Source organism: Streptomyces sp. TBY4, from assembly GCF_024213195.1.
GTDB lineage: Bacteria > Actinomycetota > Actinomycetes > Streptomycetales > Streptomycetaceae > Streptomyces.
In genome coordinates, this window is the sequence record NZ_JANAVF010000001.1 from 189,447 (window position 1) to 202,557 (window position 13,111).

Genomic DNA, 13,111 nt, shown 5'->3' on the forward strand with positions numbered 1-13,111 from the left:
CCCTCTCAACTGCCGTATGCAATAGGTGGGTTGAGCTCCGCAGCTCCACACCCCACCACATCGCGCGCGCTCCGCGGCAGTCCCCGGCAGCACCCGGCCGGGATCCTTCACAAGGGGACGGCGGAGCTCAGCCTCCCGAAACGGGAGCCTTGACGCGCAGGACCGTCAGGAACTCCCGCATCCAGGCGGAGTGGTCGGGCCAGGCCCGGGCCGATACGAGCGTGCCGTCGACCACGGCCTCGGAGTCCTCGAACGCGGCGCCGGCCGCCTTCATGTCCAGCTCCAGCGCGGGATAGGCCGTGACCCGGCGGCCGTCGAGCGCGCCGGCCGCGGCCGTGATCAGCGGGCCGTGGCAGATCTGCGCGATCGGCTTGTCGTCCCCGGCGAAGGCCGCCAGGATCCGCCGCACCTCGGGGTCGTTGCGCAGGTACTCCGGGGCGCGTCCGCCGGGCACGACCAGGGCCACGTACTCCCCCGGGTCCACGTCGGCGAAGGCGATGTCGGCGGGCCAGGTGTACCCGGGCTTCTCGGTGTAGGTGTCGAAGCCGTCCTCGAAGTCGTGCACGACGAACCGCAGCTTCTTCACCGCCGGCGCCGCGATGTGGACCTCGTACCCCTCCTCGATCAAGCGCTGGTAGGGGTAGAGGACTTCGAGGGATTCCGCCGCGTCGCCGGTCACGATGAGGATCTTCGGTGCCATGGGCTGCTCCTGGTCGGTCTGTTCACGGTGTGGCCTCCGCCACCGTGCCCGCGCCGCCCCGCCCTGCATAGGGAATCTTGCGCCAATCACCCGCACGCGCCGCCCGCATGACGCGCGTAGAAAATCCTGCCTCCCGACACGTGCTTTTTACCTGTAGGGCACATGACAATGTGAATCTCGCTCTGCCACCTGATGCCCCGCCAATTCCCCGGGCGGGGGCGGTGCGTGTGGAGAGGTACCCCCACGTGATGAGAATCTCGCGCCTTACTCCCTGGGCAGCCGGCCTCGCGGCCGTCTCCCTCATATGGCTCCCGGCCTCCGCCACGGCCGGCCAGCGGCACGAGGCCGCCCCCGCGGCGGCTGCGGCCTCCGGCTCCGTTCCGGCCTCCGCCTCCGCCGTCGACACCTACTACGCCTCCGCCGAGGGCAAGACGGGCGCCGCGCTCAAGACGGCGCTGCACAACATCATCAAGAACCAGTCCAAGGTGAACTACGACGGCGTGTGGAACGCCCTCAAGGTCACCGACCAGGACCCCGCGAACCCCAACAACGTCATCCTGGTCTACTCGGGCCGCTCCCAGTCGAAGTCCACCAACGGCGGCGGCGTCAACGACTGGAACCGCGAGCACGTCTGGGCCAAGAGCCACGGCGACTTCGGCACCGCCACCGGCCCCGGGACCGACCTGCACCACCTCCGGCCGGAGGACGTCACCGTCAACAGCACCCGCGGGAACAAGGACTTCGACCTGGGCGGCGGCCCGGTCTCCGAGGCCCCCGGAAGCCTGACCGACGGCGACTCCTTCGAGCCGCGCAACGCGGTCAAGGGCGATGTCGCGCGCATGCTGCTCTACATGGCCGTGCGCTACGAGGGCGGCGACGGCTTCGCCAACCTGGAGATGAACGACAAGGTCAACAACGGCAGCGCGCCCCTCTTCGGCCGGATCAGCCTCCTGAAGCAGTGGAACCTGCAGGACCCGCCGGACGCCTTCGAGCAGCGCCGCAACCAGGTCATCTACGACACCTACCAGCACAACCGGAACCCGTTCATCGACCACCCGGAGTGGGTCAACTCCATCTGGTAGCCGCGCCCCGCCCTCCCGGTGCCCCCGCCCTACTGGTCGCCGAGGGCCATCCACTTGTCCGGGGCCGCGAGCGGCTCGAAGCCGGCCCTGGCGTACACCTCGTGGGCGTCCGCGGTCGCCAGCATGATCCTCCGCAGCCCGTACGGGGCGAGGTGGTCCCGTACCGCCCCCGCCAGGGCGGTGCCGAGCCCCTTGCCCCGCACGCCCCGGTCCACGTAGACGTCGCAGAGCCAGGCGAAGGTGGCGCGGTCGGTGACGATGCGCGCATAGGCCACCTGGAGGCCCGACACGGCGTCGTAGACCCCGTAGTTGAGCGATCCCCCGATGGCGGCTTCCTGCTTCTCCCGGCTCCGCCCGAGCGCCCAGTAGGCGTCCCCGGACAGCCACCGGTGGATCAGCTCCCGGTCGAGGCGGCCGGGGTCGGTGGAGATCTCGTAGCCCTCGGGCGAGGGCAGTGCGCTGTGGTCCATGCCCCGCATCCAAGCAAAGCGGACGGGCCCCGGCCAGCGGGTTTCGCGGGGCGGCCCCCTGCGGCTACAGCCGGTCGGCCAGGGCCTTGAAGGCCGGCCAGTCCAGGGCCGGGGTGCGGGAGTCCCAGACCTTCTGGGCCAGGGCGGCGAGCGGGAGCCGGATGCCGGCCGCGACCTGGGCCTGGGTCTGGGCTCCGGCCAGATCGCACCAGACAGCGAGGCGTGCGCCGAGGATCTGCCCGGCGTACCGCGCGGGCACGGCGGTGGTGCCGCGCAGGACGAGCGGGGTCCACTGCTCGTAGATGCGCCGGCCGTCGGGGTACGTGAACTGGTTCGGCTCCCCCAGCACGTAGTAGAGGTACTCGTCGTTGAGGTTGACGACCTCGCGGCCCTCGCGCAGGTATTCCAGCGGGGGCCGGGCCCCGATCTCCTTGCCCGTCCAGTACTCGACCTGGATGTCCCGGGCGGGCTGGGCGATCCCGCCCGCGAAGAAGCCGTCGTTCCAGGCCGACGGTGCCCGGCCCGCCGAACCGACCACGTCCGCACGGTCGTTCAGCCAGCCCGTGGCCAGGTCCTGGACCCGGGCGGTGGGCCCGTACCGCTGCCGGGCGGCGGCCGTCAGCTGCGGGAAGGAGGTCTGCGGATCGCGGTAGGTGAGCGCCTGGTACTCGTCCGCGCCCACGTTCCAGAAGGCGCCGGGGAACAACGGCAGGTACTCCCGCAGGAGTTCGTCCACGAGCTTCGCCGCGGCCGGGTTCGCGATGTCCACGGCCCCCTTGACCGCCCTGCCCTGCGCGTCGCGCAGTTGCAGCGCGGGGTAGGCGCGCAGGACCGCTCCGAGGTGTCCCGGCGAGTCGATCTCGGGGACGACGGTGATGTGCAGCCGGGCGGCGAGCGCGGTGATCCCGCGTACCTGCGCCTTGGTGAGGTGGGGGGTGGAGACGATCTCGGGATGGGTGTCGGACTCGATCCGGAAGGCCTGGTCGTCGGAGAAGTGCAGCCCGAGCTGGTTGAGCTTCAGGTCGGCCATCTCGCGCAGCCGGTCCTCGATCCAGTCCGGGGTGAAGTGCTTGCGGGCGATGTCGAGGTTGAGCCCGCGCTGCGGCTTGGCGGGGGCGTCCCGCACGGTGCCCTCCGGGGCCGAACCGCCGCCGCTCACCGTCTGTTTGAGGGTGCGGGTGCCGTAGAAAACCCCGGCCTGGTCGGGTCCGGTGATGCGGACCTGCCCGTCGTTCACGGTGAGGGTGTACGACTCGGGCGCGCCGGATCCCTTCGCCCCGAGGGCCAGTTCCACGTCGCCCTTGCGCGGGGTCGCCGACTCGGCGAATCCGATGCGCAGTTCTCCGGCCAGCAGCTTTCCCTCGTCCGCGAGGGCGGCACTGTCTCCCGGCGGTACGACGACCCGCGCCTCGGGGCCGGGCCGCCAGCCGGGGCCGTGGGCCGGCACGTGTTCCCGCACGGCCGGGACGGTGCGCGGGGCGGTGGACAGCGGGAAGGTCGGCGTCGGCGAGGGCGTCGGGGGCTGCGCGCCAGAAGAGGCCGGGGTGGCCGCGGGGGCCGTCGCGCTCGGCGGGGTGGTCGCCGCCGCGACCGGGGCCCGGGCGTCCCCCGAGCCGGAGGTACCGGACGCACAGCCCGGGACGGCGGCAAGGGTGACCAGCGCGGCGACCGTTGCCGTCGCGATGACGTGGCTCCGCCTGTTCCGCTTCGTTTGCCGCATCATGCACCTGTCCCCCGTACCAACGTGGCACGGGGGACGGCGCTGCGCGACCGGGGCGGAGGATCAGGCGAGGACGCCGAGCGCGGACTCGGCGAAACCGTGGTCCTGGGCCGGGGCCCCGCCGCCGACGCCGATGGCTCCGACCAGCCGGCCGTCGCGGTGGACCGGAAGCCCGCCCGCGATGAACAGCAGCGGCCGGTCCAGGGCGGTGGGCAGGGTGTGGAAGGGGGCTCCGGGCTGGACCGCCTCAACGAGATCGGCGGTCGGGGCGTCCAGCTGCAGTGCGGTGAAGGCCTTGCGGGTGCTGGTCTCGCCCGAGATCAGGACGGCCCGGTCGTCGCGCCGGAAGGCGAGCGGGTGGCCGCCCGCGTCGAGCACGGTGACGCTGACGGCGACCCCGGCCGCTCCGGCGGCGGCCGTGGCGGCGGCGACGAGCGCCTCGGCGTCCGCGGTGGTCAGGGGGTGGACGGCGGTACGGGCGGCGGCGGGGGTGGGGGTGGACATGCGGGTCTCCAGTGACGTGGGGGGGGTGGGTGCAGTGAGTGCGGGGGCGGTACGAGGCGTGGTGGATCAGTGGTGGGCGGGGACGGCGGCGGGGGTCGCCGCCGGGGCGCCGGCCGCGATGACCCGGCTGCCGCCTTCGCCGCCCGCGCGGGTCCCCGTACGCCGTTCCAGGGCTCCGGACACCAGGGCGAGGGCCAGGGCGGAGGCGGCCAGGGCCGCGCCGACCCAGTTCGGGGCGGTCCAGCCGAGTCCGGCGGCGATGACGAGTCCGCCGAGCCAGGCGGCGAGGGCGTTGCCGAGGTTGAAGGCGCCGATGTTGACGGCGGAGGCCAGGGTGGGGGCGCCGGCGGCCTGGTCGAGGACCCGCTTCTGCAGCGGCGGCACGGTGGCGAAGCCGAGGGCCCCGATGAGGAAGAGGGTGACGGCGGCTCCGGCCCGGGTGTGGGCGGTGAGGGTGAAGGCGGCCAGGACCACGGCGAGCGCGCCCAGGGAGGTGTAGAGCATCGGCATCAGCGCGCGGTCGGCGAAGCGTCCGCCGACGAGGTTGCCCGCGACCATGCCGAGGCCGAGGAGGACGAGCAGCCAGGTGACGGAGGTGTCGGCGAACCCGGTGACGTTGGTCATCATCGGGGTGATGTAGGTGATGGCGGCGAAGACCCCGCCGAAGCCGAGGACGGTCATCCCCATCGCCAGGAGCACCTGGACGTTGCGGAACGCGGCCAGCTCGTGGCGGATCCGTACGCCCTCGGGGCGGGGCAGGTCGGGGACGAGCCGGGCGATGCCGAGCAGGCCGAGGAGGCCGAGGGAGGCCACGATCAGGAAGGTGACGCGCCAGCCGAGGTGCTGGCCGACGAGGGTGCCGAGCGGGACGCCGACGACGTTGGCCACGGTGAGGCCGGTGAACATCATGGCGATGGCTCCGGCCTTCTTCTCGGGGGCGACGAGCTCGGCGGCGACGACCGCGCCGATGCCGAAGAAGGCGCCGTGGGCGAGGGAGGCCACGACCCGCCCGGCGAGCATGACGCCGAAGACGGGGGCCAGCGCGGAGACCACGTTGCCGACGACGAAGAGGCCCATGAGCAGCATCAGCATGCGTTTGCGCGCGATGCGGGTGCCGAGCACGGTCATCAGCGGGGCGCCGAGGACCACGCCGAGGGCGTAGCCGGTGACCAGGAAGCCGGCGGTGGGGATCGAGACGCCGTACGTTCCGGCGACCTCGGGGAGCAGGCCCATGATCACGAACTCGGTGGTGCCGATCCCGAAGGCGCCGATGGCGAGTGCGAGGAGTGCGAGAGGCATGAGGGGGGTGCCCTTCAGGGGAGGGTGCGTGTGCTGCGCGGCCGGGCGGTAATGACCACGGCGGGTTGCCTGCGTCCACATTAATTGCAGACGCGGGATATTTGCAAGCGCGGGCAATTGCAGACGTGCCCTACCCTGGAATCACACGCCTTCGAGGAGGAAGCCCATGACGGCCACGGACAGCGCACTCACCGCCCTCTCCCAGGGCTGGTGCGCCCTCTCCCTCCTGCACGGGCGGATCGAGACGCACATCGAGCGCGCGCTCCAGGCGGGACACGACCTGAGCGTGCGCGAGTACTCCCTGCTCGACGTCCTCAGCCGCCAGCACAGCGGACCCGGCGGCCACCTGCGCATGCACCAGGTCGCGGACGCGGTCGTACTCAGCCAGAGCGCGACGACCCGGCTGGTGAGCCGGCTGGAGGACCGCGGGCTGCTGAGCCGCTACCTGTGCGACACCGACCGCCGGGGCATCTACACCGACGTCAGCCCGGCCGGCCTGGCGCTCCTGGCCGAGGCCCGCCCCACCAACGACAACGCCCTGCGCGAGGCCCTGGACGAGGCGGCGCTCCGGCCCGAACTCGCCCCGCTGGTGGCCGCCGTGAAGAACACCCCGGCCTAGGCCGGGCCTTGTCCTCCGCTCCCGGGCCGCGGCCGGATCCCCGGCCGGCGCGTCCGGGTCCGCGGGGCGGGGACCGGAAGGGGGGCGGCGGACCCGCCCTCCTGGAGCACCTCCCGCGCGACGGCCACGAGGGCGACCACCTTCTCCCAGAACGGGGCGTAGCACTCGTTGAACCGCTGGATCGCGTCGGTGTCGCCCCCGATCATGTCCTCCAGCGCCTGGTAGCTGTCGGACGTCGACCGCCGCAGCCGGTCGGCGGCGGCCGCGACCTCCGCCGGCCCCTCCAGCTCCACGATGCGCACGAGGTGGCGCAGCAGCGCGTAGGCGTCGCGCAGCCGCAGGCGCAGCTCCTTGAGCGCTGCCGTGCGCGCGTCGGGATCCGGGTCGGCGTGGGCGTCGTTGACCTTCCAGTACAGGTCGCCCATCTTCTGCGCCTGCTCGATGACGTCCGCGTAGGCGTTGCGCCGCGCGGTGCGCCGCTGGTCCGTCCGCTGGACGGCGGCGGTCGTCTCGGCCTGGATCCGGGCGGCCCGGGCCGTGCCCCGGCTGGTCACCCAGCTCGCGAGCACGGCCGTACCCGCGGTGAGGACGCCCACCCAGAGCGTGTTGTCGGCCATGGCGCCCATTGTCGTGCCGGGTAGGGGGTTTGCGAAGGGCGCATCCCCCGGAACGGGCCTACGTCCGCCCCGCCCGGATCCGCCGGGCCAGTACCTGGCCCGGCCAGGTCCCGGAGAGGAAGGGGTCGGTGCGGGTGAAGCCGTTGCGCTCGTAGTACGCGACCAGTTCGCCCCCGCCTCCGGCCCAGCAGTCCACCCGCAGCAGCTCCACTCCGGCCCGCCGGGTCTCCTCCGCGGCCCGGGCCAGCAGCGCGGCGCCGATGCCCTGGCCGGCGTACCGGCGGTCGGAGACCAGCAGCCGGACGTACCGCTCGGGTTCCGCGGCCGGTGCGATCATCGGCATCTTCGGGCTGGGCCCGGTGTCCAGCACCAGGGCTCCGACGGGCACCCCGTCCCGTTCCGCGATGTACGGGGAGTTCTCGGTCGTGTACCGCTGGACCCGCTCCACCCCGCCGGGGATCCGCGAGTACGGGGTCGTGCCCCACTGCTCGGTGTTGCCGCGGGCGTTCATCCAGGCCACCGCGGAGTCGAGCATGGCCAGGACGGCCGGTACGTCCGCCGGGCCTCCCGGCCGGATCCGTATGCCGTGTGCGTCGTCGTTCATGGGGCGAGCCTAGGCGCTGCCGCGGCACCGGCAGGTGCACCGGCATTCAGCGCGCGGAACTCGGTGGGCGTGAGCCCGTACGCCTCGCGGAACGAGCGGCTGAAGACCTCGGACCGGCCGAAGCCCCAGCGGGAGGCGATGGACTGCACGGGCTGGGCGGCGAGTTCGGGCCGGCCGAGGTCGGCGCGGCACTGTTCCAGCCGGCGTCGGCGGATCCGGGCCCCGACGCTCTCCCCCTGCCCCTGGAAGAGCTGGTGGAGGGCGCGCACCGAGATGTTGTGGCGGGCCGCGATGGCGGGCGGCGCCAGCTCCGGGTCGCCGAGGTGGTGCTCGATGAAGGCGTGGACGCGCCGCAGGAGGACCTCCGAACGGGCTTCGGCGGGCATCCGGTCCTCGGCGTCCAGGTGCTGGGCCAGACAGGCCGTGACGAGGTCGACGGCGACCGAGCCGAGCCGGGTCAGCTCCTCCGGCTCGCATTCGGCGGCGTGGTCCTCCAGGGCGGTCATGAAGGAGGCCAGGATCGCCGCGATGCCCCGGTCCCCCGGTATCCGGCGGGCCAGCAGCCGCTCCAACCGCTCGGGGCGCAGGGGCAGTACGTCCCGGGGCAGCATCAGGATGGTCGCCCGCACCTGGCCGCCGTCCGCGTGCATCGTGTTGTCGGAGGGCCGCGAGGTGTCCCACAGCATGAGGTCCCCGGCCCCGACGGTGCACGCGTTGCGGTGCTGGGACATCGAGGTGACGCCCCTGCGCAGCAGGGCCAGTTGGTACTGCTGCGGATCGCCGCGCCGGATCAGTGCGGCGGTCCGCCGCGAACGCAGGGGCGACAGGGCGAACTTGGAGGCGCGCAGGTCCCCCAGGTCCACGACGGCGGCCTCGCCCTGGAAGTCGGCCGGCCGCTCGCTGCTGAGGGCGGCCGGCATCACCTCGCGCGAGATGATGTCGGCGTACCAGTCGAACCGCTCCCCCGCCGGCACCCCGCCCGACGACACCACTGACCACATCCCGCCCCCTCCGTTCGCACTCCCCGGCAGGATCCAAGGATGCACGGACGCGGGGGCGCGGACGTGGCCAACGGATTTCCACCGGCACGGGGTTGGAGTCCGCGGGTTCCGGCCCGTCAGCGGCGGCCCGGCGAAGCCGTGGGCGGCGGGGACGAGTACGAGGGCACGGCCGCCGAGGTCCCCGGCGGAGCCGAGGGGGAGGAACTCGGCCGCGGTGCACCCGTACCGGACCCCGGCCCCCTCGAGGGACTCACGGTGGGCGCGTGCGACATCGAGGGCATGGCGGAAGGCGGGATCAGCGAGGCGGACGGGACGGGCGACGGAACGGGCGACGGGGTCGCACCGTCCGGAGCGGGCCCCGGATCCGGGCCGGTCGGTGACACCGACGGCGGCGCGGCCGGCGGCACCGGTACCGGGCCCTGGCGGACCGGGGCGTCCGGAGCCATGACGACGTACCCCACGGCCACCGCGGCGGCCGCCGCAAGCCCCGCCAGGGGCAGCGTGAAACCGCGCGGCCAGGCCCACGGCAGGCGCCGCACCCCCGGCCCCGGCGGCTGGGCCGGGCGCAGGTCGCGCACGGTGATCCCGGCGGCGCGGGCGTCCAGGGCCTGCCGCAGCCGGTACTCGACCGGCCGCGCGGCGGGCGGCTCCTGTCCATGCGTCATATCCGACCCTCCAGAATCCGTTCCAGCGCGTCCAGCCCGCGGCTCGCGTTCGACTTGACCGCCCCCCGGCTGATCCCCAGCGTCTCGGCGATCTCCGCCTCGCTGAGGTCGGCCCAGTAGCGCAGCACCAGGACCTGCCGCCGCCTCGGCGTCAGCCGCCCCAGCGCGGCGAGCACCTCGCGGTGCGCCTCGTCGAGGACCACGGAGGCCTCGGCGGAGGGTACGTCGGCGGGTGCCTGCGGTATCCACGCGCGGGCGGTCCGGCGGCGGCGCAGGACGGAGCGGGCCGTGTTGACGACGGCGGTGCGCAGGTAGCCGAGGGCGTTGTCCACCTCCGTGATCCGCTCGCCGTGGCGCCGGTACAGGGCCGTGAAGGCGTCCTGCACCACGTCCTCGGCGGTGCCCAGATCGTCCACCAGCAGCACCGCCAGCCGGACCATCGACAGCCGGTGGGCGTGGTAGAGCTCGGTCACGGTGGGCGGCGGGCCGCCGCCCTCGGCGGGGTGGCCGTACGTGTACCCGTGCCGGTGCGGGTACACGGGCGCGGCCGGGGCCTGCGCGGCGGAGGTGCGCTCGCGGCGCAGCAGGAACGCCCACAAGCCCCGCCGCGGCCGGTCGAAACCGGTCGCGACGGGGCCCAGGGGCTGTGCGAGGTGGAGCACGGGGGTCCTCAGCCGTTGGCGCGGCGCCGCACGGCGTACAGGGTCCCGGCCCCTGCGGTGATCAGCACGGCGGCCCCGGCGCCGAGTGCGGCGTTGGTGGCGGAGGAGCCAGTATGCGCGAGCTCGGGCGCGTCGGGCGAGGTGGGGGAGGCGCTCGGGACGGGGGCCGGCTTCGTGCCCGGGGGCAGGCTCGCCGAGGGCTGCGGAGCGGACGGGACCGCGCTGGGCGTCGCACTCGGGGGCAGGCTCACCGAGGGCTGCGGCTTCGGGGCCGTGGGGGCCGAGGGGGACACGCTCGGCGCGGTCGTCGCCGGTGCGGGCGCGGGGGCGGTCGGCGAGGCGGACGACCCCTGTGCGGCGGAGGCCGGCCCGGCCAGCGCGAGGGCCGCGCCGGCGGCGGCGACGGCGAGGGCCGCCGCCCTGCGGACGGACAGCGGGGCGCGCTTCAGGTTCTTCACGGTGGTTCTCCACGGTCGGCTGCGGGGCGCGGGTTCACGCCCTTCACCCCCGCACGACGCGCGAGTGCCCGGGAGGTTGCCGCCGTTCCCGAAAAACTTTTCACGCCCCCGGGCCCCCGGTCTGCCGCAGCCGCCGCAGGGCCGTGCCGATGACGGCCACGCCCTCCTCGATCTCCCCCGCCGGGCCCGCCGCGTAGCCGAGGACCAGGCCCGGGGGGCCCGGGGTCATCCGGTGCCAGGACAGGGGGTGCGCCTTGACCCCGAGCTCCAGGGCCGCGGCGGCGAGGGCCGTGTCGTCGAAGCCCCCGGCGTCGGCCCCCTCGAAGGTGACCATCAGGTGCAGCCCGGCCGCCGCTCCGTGCACCCGCGCGCCGGGCAGTTCGGCGGCGATCGCGCGGAGCATCGCGTCCCGGCGGGTCCGGTGGCGGCGGCGTACGAAGCGCAGGTGGCGCTCCAGCTCCCCCGAGGCCATCAGCCGGGCCAGCACCAGCTGGGCGAGGACCGGATTGCCGAGGTCGGCGTAGCGCTTGGCCTCGATGACGGCGTCCAGCCGGCGCGGCGGGACCAGCAGCCAGCCCAACCGCAGGGCGGGGGCGAGGAGCTTGGAGACGCTTCCGGTGTAGCAAACAGCCTCCGGGAGCAGGGCCCGCAGGGCGGGTACGGGGGCACGGTCGTAGCGGTGTTCGGCGTCGTAGTCGTCCTCGATGACGACCCCGCCCGCCGCCGCCCAGCCGAGGAGCTCGCGGCGGCGTTCCCCGTCGAGGACGACCCCGGTCGGGAACTGGTGCGCCGGTGTCAGCACCACCGCCTGGGCCGGTCCGGCCGCCAGGGCGGCGGTGTCGATGCCGCCCCCGTCCACCGGTACGGGCAGGATCTCCATGCCCCCGTGCTCGAGTTGCTGCCGCGCCCCCAGCGAGCCGGGATCCTCCACCGCGACGCGCCGTACGCCCTCCGCGCGCAGCACCTGGGCCAGCAGCCCCAGCGCCTGGGCCACGCCCGCCACCACGACCACCTCGTCGGGGGCGGCGCGGATCCCGCGGTTCAGGGCGAGCCAGCCGACGATCGCCTCGCGCAGGGCGGGGGCGCCCTGCGGGTTCCCGTAGCCGAAGTCGGCGGGGGTGAGCTCGGCGAGGACCCGGCGCTCGGCCTGGAGCCAGGCCGTGCGCGGGAACGCGGTCAGGTCGGGCGCCCCGGGCGAGAGGTCGATCCGGCACGGGGCGGCGCGCAGCGCGTCGACGAGTCCGCCCCGCGGCCCCGGGGTGAACGGGCCGGCCGGGGACCCGGCCGGGGACGTGGATCCGGGCCCGGCGGGCCGGGCCGGGGGCGGCCGCTCGGTCACCGGGGCGGCCACCACGACCGTCCCCGCACGCCCGCGGCCGGCCACCTGGCCGGTCTCCGCCAGCCGCTGGTAGGCCTCGGTGACCAGTCCCCGGGAAACCCGGAGCTCCGCGGCGAGGACACGGCTGGCGGGGAGCCGGCTGCCGACGGCGAGCGTGCCGTCGGCGATGGCGGCGCGCAGGCGGTCGGCGAGCCAGTCGGTACGGCCGCCCGCCGGGGCCCGGCCGATGTCGAGCTGGAGGAAGTCCGACCCTGCCGCTCCGGACCGGACCAGTTCGGACCCCTGGACCGCGCTCTCTTTGGACCTGTCCACGGGTCCATTGTGCCGCGAGGCTCGACGGTATGAGCACCTCACCTCCTCCGCACCCGTCGCCCCCTTCGCCCCGTCCGTTCCGCGACCTCGCCCCCGGCATCGTGGGCATGGCCCTCGTCGGCAGCAGCGTCACCGTCTCCCGCTCCCTCGTGGACGCCCCGCTCTTCGGCGTGCAGGCCGTCCGGTACGCGGTGGCCGCGCTGCTCCTGTTCGGCCTGGCCCGGCTCGCCCGGGTGCGGGTCAGGGTTCCGCGCGGCCGGGAGTGGCTGTGGCTGGCCGGGGTCGCCGCGACCGGGCTGGTGCTGTTCAACGTGGCGGTCGTACGGGGCGTCGCGCACGCGGAGCCGGCCGTGATCGCGGTCGCCGTGGCCTGCGTACCGGTGCTGCTCGGAGTGATCGGGCCGCTGCTGGAGGGCCGCGGACCCAGCCGCCGGGTGCTGCTCGCCGCGCCGGTGGTCGTGGCCGGGGCGGTGCTGGTGGAGGGAACGGGCCGGACGGACGCGGCCGGGGTGGGCTGGGCCGCGCTCGCGCTGGGCTGCGAGGCCGGGTTCACCCTGCTCGCGGTGCCGGTGCTGCGGCGGCACGGGGCGTGGGGGGTGTCGCTGCACGCGGTGTGGATGGGGGCGGTGATGCTGGCGGTGCTCACGGTGTGCGTCGAGGGGACCGCCGGGCTCGTATCGGTGAGCCCGCGCCAGTGGGCCGCCGCGGGCTACCTCGCGGTGATGGTGACGGCGGTGGCCTTCCTCCTCTGGTACCGCACGGTGGCCGCGGTGGGCTCCGGCCGGGCCGGGCTGCTGACCGGGGTGGCCCCGCTCGCGGCGGCGGGCGCGGGAGCCGTCACCGGCGGCGGGGTACCGGGACCGGCGGTGTGGCTGGGCCTGGCCGTGGTGGTCGCCGGGCTGGCGGCGGGGCTCCGGCCGGAGCGGGCCCCGGCCGGTCCGGCGGGCACGCAGTCCTCGGTGCCCGCCACGCCCTCGCTGCCCGCGCCGGTCGCGCGAAAGCCTCGTAACGCCCATGAGTCCGCGTCCCCTTGAGCACGCCCCGCCTTGTGGATCACAA

The 13,111-nt window shown here is 74.6% G+C and carries 15 protein-coding genes; 3 read left to right on the plus strand and 12 right to left on the minus strand.

The window, feature by feature from the left end; all coding sequences use genetic code 11:
- Positions 1 to 127: 127 nt before the first annotated feature.
- Complete coding sequence (locus NLX94_RS00860) at positions 128 to 700, minus strand: DJ-1/PfpI family protein (RefSeq protein WP_254380573.1); 573 nt, start codon at positions 698 to 700, stop codon at positions 128 to 130.
- Positions 701 to 948: 248 nt separating this feature from the next.
- Here NLX94_RS00860 and NLX94_RS00865 point away from each other — a divergent pair, with 248 nt between their 5' ends.
- A complete protein-coding gene (locus NLX94_RS00865; protein ID WP_254380574.1) occupies positions 949 to 1,782 on the plus strand; it encodes an endonuclease I family protein in 834 nt (277 codons plus the stop codon).
- Positions 1,783 to 1,811: 29 nt separating this feature from the next.
- Here the strand turns inward: NLX94_RS00865 and NLX94_RS00870 are convergent, their stop codons facing one another.
- The 4 genes from NLX94_RS00870 to NLX94_RS00885 form a co-directional block, all read right to left on the minus strand.
- Complete coding sequence (locus tag NLX94_RS00870; RefSeq protein ID WP_254380575.1) at positions 1,812 to 2,252, minus strand: GNAT family N-acetyltransferase; 441 nt, start codon at positions 2,250 to 2,252, stop codon at positions 1,812 to 1,814.
- A 64-nt stretch (positions 2,253 to 2,316) separates the two neighbouring features.
- Positions 2,317 to 3,975 carry a glycoside hydrolase family 20 protein gene (locus NLX94_RS00875; protein WP_374683881.1) on the minus strand — a complete coding sequence of 553 codons (1,659 nt, stop codon included), beginning with the start codon at positions 3,973 to 3,975 and terminating at the stop codon, positions 2,317 to 2,319.
- A gap of 60 nt (positions 3,976 to 4,035) precedes the next feature.
- Positions 4,036 to 4,476, minus strand: a complete 441-nt coding sequence (locus tag NLX94_RS00880) for a heme-binding protein (RefSeq protein WP_254380576.1) — start codon at positions 4,474 to 4,476, stop codon at positions 4,036 to 4,038.
- A 66-nt stretch (positions 4,477 to 4,542) separates the two neighbouring features.
- Positions 4,543 to 5,775 carry an MFS transporter gene (locus NLX94_RS00885; RefSeq protein WP_254380577.1) on the minus strand — a complete coding sequence of 411 codons (1,233 nt, stop codon included), beginning with the start codon at positions 5,773 to 5,775 and terminating at the stop codon, positions 4,543 to 4,545.
- A gap of 166 nt (positions 5,776 to 5,941) precedes the next feature.
- Here NLX94_RS00885 and NLX94_RS00890 point away from each other — a divergent pair, with 166 nt between their 5' ends.
- The gene (locus NLX94_RS00890) at positions 5,942 to 6,394 is read left to right on the plus strand and encodes a MarR family winged helix-turn-helix transcriptional regulator (protein ID WP_254380578.1); all 453 of its coding nucleotides are present in this window, start codon (positions 5,942 to 5,944) and stop codon (positions 6,392 to 6,394) included.
- Here NLX94_RS00890 and NLX94_RS00895 read toward each other — a convergent pair.
- From NLX94_RS00895 to NLX94_RS00925, 7 genes are all read right to left on the minus strand, one after another.
- Positions 6,391 to 7,011 (minus strand): hypothetical protein, encoded by a 621-nt coding sequence (locus NLX94_RS00895; protein ID WP_254380579.1) that lies wholly within the window; start codon positions 7,009 to 7,011, stop codon positions 6,391 to 6,393. The genes NLX94_RS00890 and NLX94_RS00895 overlap by 4 nt on opposite strands.
- A 58-nt stretch (positions 7,012 to 7,069) precedes the next feature.
- Positions 7,070 to 7,615, minus strand: a complete 546-nt coding sequence (locus NLX94_RS00900) for a GNAT family N-acetyltransferase (protein ID WP_254380580.1) — start codon at positions 7,613 to 7,615, stop codon at positions 7,070 to 7,072.
- Positions 7,612 to 8,616, minus strand: a complete 1,005-nt coding sequence (locus NLX94_RS00905; protein ID WP_254380581.1) for a helix-turn-helix domain-containing protein — start codon at positions 8,614 to 8,616, stop codon at positions 7,612 to 7,614. Before NLX94_RS00905 ends, NLX94_RS00900 begins: the two co-directional genes overlap by 4 nt.
- Before the next feature lie 116 nt (positions 8,617 to 8,732).
- Entirely contained in the window at positions 8,733 to 9,281 is a 549-nt protein-coding gene (locus NLX94_RS00910; RefSeq protein ID WP_254381239.1) for a hypothetical protein, read from the minus strand.
- On the minus strand, positions 9,278 to 9,943 hold the full coding sequence (locus NLX94_RS00915) for a SigE family RNA polymerase sigma factor (RefSeq protein WP_254380582.1): 666 nt from the start codon (positions 9,941 to 9,943) through the stop codon (positions 9,278 to 9,280). The genes NLX94_RS00910 and NLX94_RS00915 overlap by 4 nt, the downstream gene beginning before the upstream one ends.
- Positions 9,944 to 9,951: 8 nt before the next feature.
- Entirely contained in the window at positions 9,952 to 10,401 is a 450-nt protein-coding gene (locus NLX94_RS00920; RefSeq protein ID WP_254380583.1) for an LPXTG cell wall anchor domain-containing protein, read from the minus strand.
- Between the two features lie 100 nt (positions 10,402 to 10,501).
- Positions 10,502 to 12,052: a PLP-dependent aminotransferase family protein gene (locus tag NLX94_RS00925; protein WP_254380584.1), complete on the minus strand. Its 1,551-nt coding sequence runs from the start codon at positions 12,050 to 12,052 to the stop codon at positions 10,502 to 10,504.
- 29 nt (positions 12,053 to 12,081) lie between these two features.
- Here NLX94_RS00925 and NLX94_RS00930 point away from each other — a divergent pair, with 29 nt between their 5' ends.
- A complete protein-coding gene (locus NLX94_RS00930; RefSeq protein ID WP_254380585.1) occupies positions 12,082 to 13,086 on the plus strand; it encodes a DMT family transporter in 1,005 nt (334 codons plus the stop codon).
- The last annotated feature ends 25 nt before the right edge of the window (positions 13,087 to 13,111 follow it).

What these genes read in the sequence shown, in the direction of transcription:
- NLX94_RS00885 (WP_254380577.1), bottom strand. Translation starts at nt 5,775, where the DNA reads ATGCCTCTCGCACTCCTCGCACTCGCCATCGGCGCCTTCGGGATCGGC.
- NLX94_RS00870 (WP_254380575.1), bottom strand. Translation starts at nt 2,252, where the DNA reads ATGGACCACAGCGCACTGCCCTCGCCCGAGGGCTACGAGATCTCCACC.
- NLX94_RS00900 (WP_254380580.1), bottom strand. Translation starts at nt 7,615, where the DNA reads ATGAACGACGACGCACACGGCATACGGATCCGGCCGGGAGGCCCGGCG.
- NLX94_RS00875 (WP_374683881.1), bottom strand. Translation starts at nt 3,975, where the DNA reads ATGATGCGGCAAACGAAGCGGAACAGGCGGAGCCACGTCATCGCGACG.
- NLX94_RS00880 (WP_254380576.1), bottom strand. Translation starts at nt 4,476, where the DNA reads ATGTCCACCCCCACCCCCGCCGCCGCCCGTACCGCCGTCCACCCCCTG.
- NLX94_RS00890 (WP_254380578.1), top strand. Translation starts at nt 5,942, where the DNA reads ATGACGGCCACGGACAGCGCACTCACCGCCCTCTCCCAGGGCTGGTGC.
- NLX94_RS00865 (WP_254380574.1), top strand. Translation starts at nt 949, where the DNA reads ATGAGAATCTCGCGCCTTACTCCCTGGGCAGCCGGCCTCGCGGCCGTC.
- NLX94_RS00860 (WP_254380573.1), bottom strand. Translation starts at nt 700, where the DNA reads ATGGCACCGAAGATCCTCATCGTGACCGGCGACGCGGCGGAATCCCTC.
- NLX94_RS00905 (WP_254380581.1), bottom strand. Translation starts at nt 8,616, where the DNA reads ATGTGGTCAGTGGTGTCGTCGGGCGGGGTGCCGGCGGGGGAGCGGTTC.
- NLX94_RS00910 (WP_254381239.1), bottom strand. Translation starts at nt 9,281, where the DNA reads ATGACGCATGGACAGGAGCCGCCCGCCGCGCGGCCGGTCGAGTACCGG.
- NLX94_RS00930 (WP_254380585.1), top strand. Translation starts at nt 12,082, where the DNA reads ATGAGCACCTCACCTCCTCCGCACCCGTCGCCCCCTTCGCCCCGTCCG.
- NLX94_RS00895 (WP_254380579.1), bottom strand. Translation starts at nt 7,011, where the DNA reads ATGGCCGACAACACGCTCTGGGTGGGCGTCCTCACCGCGGGTACGGCC.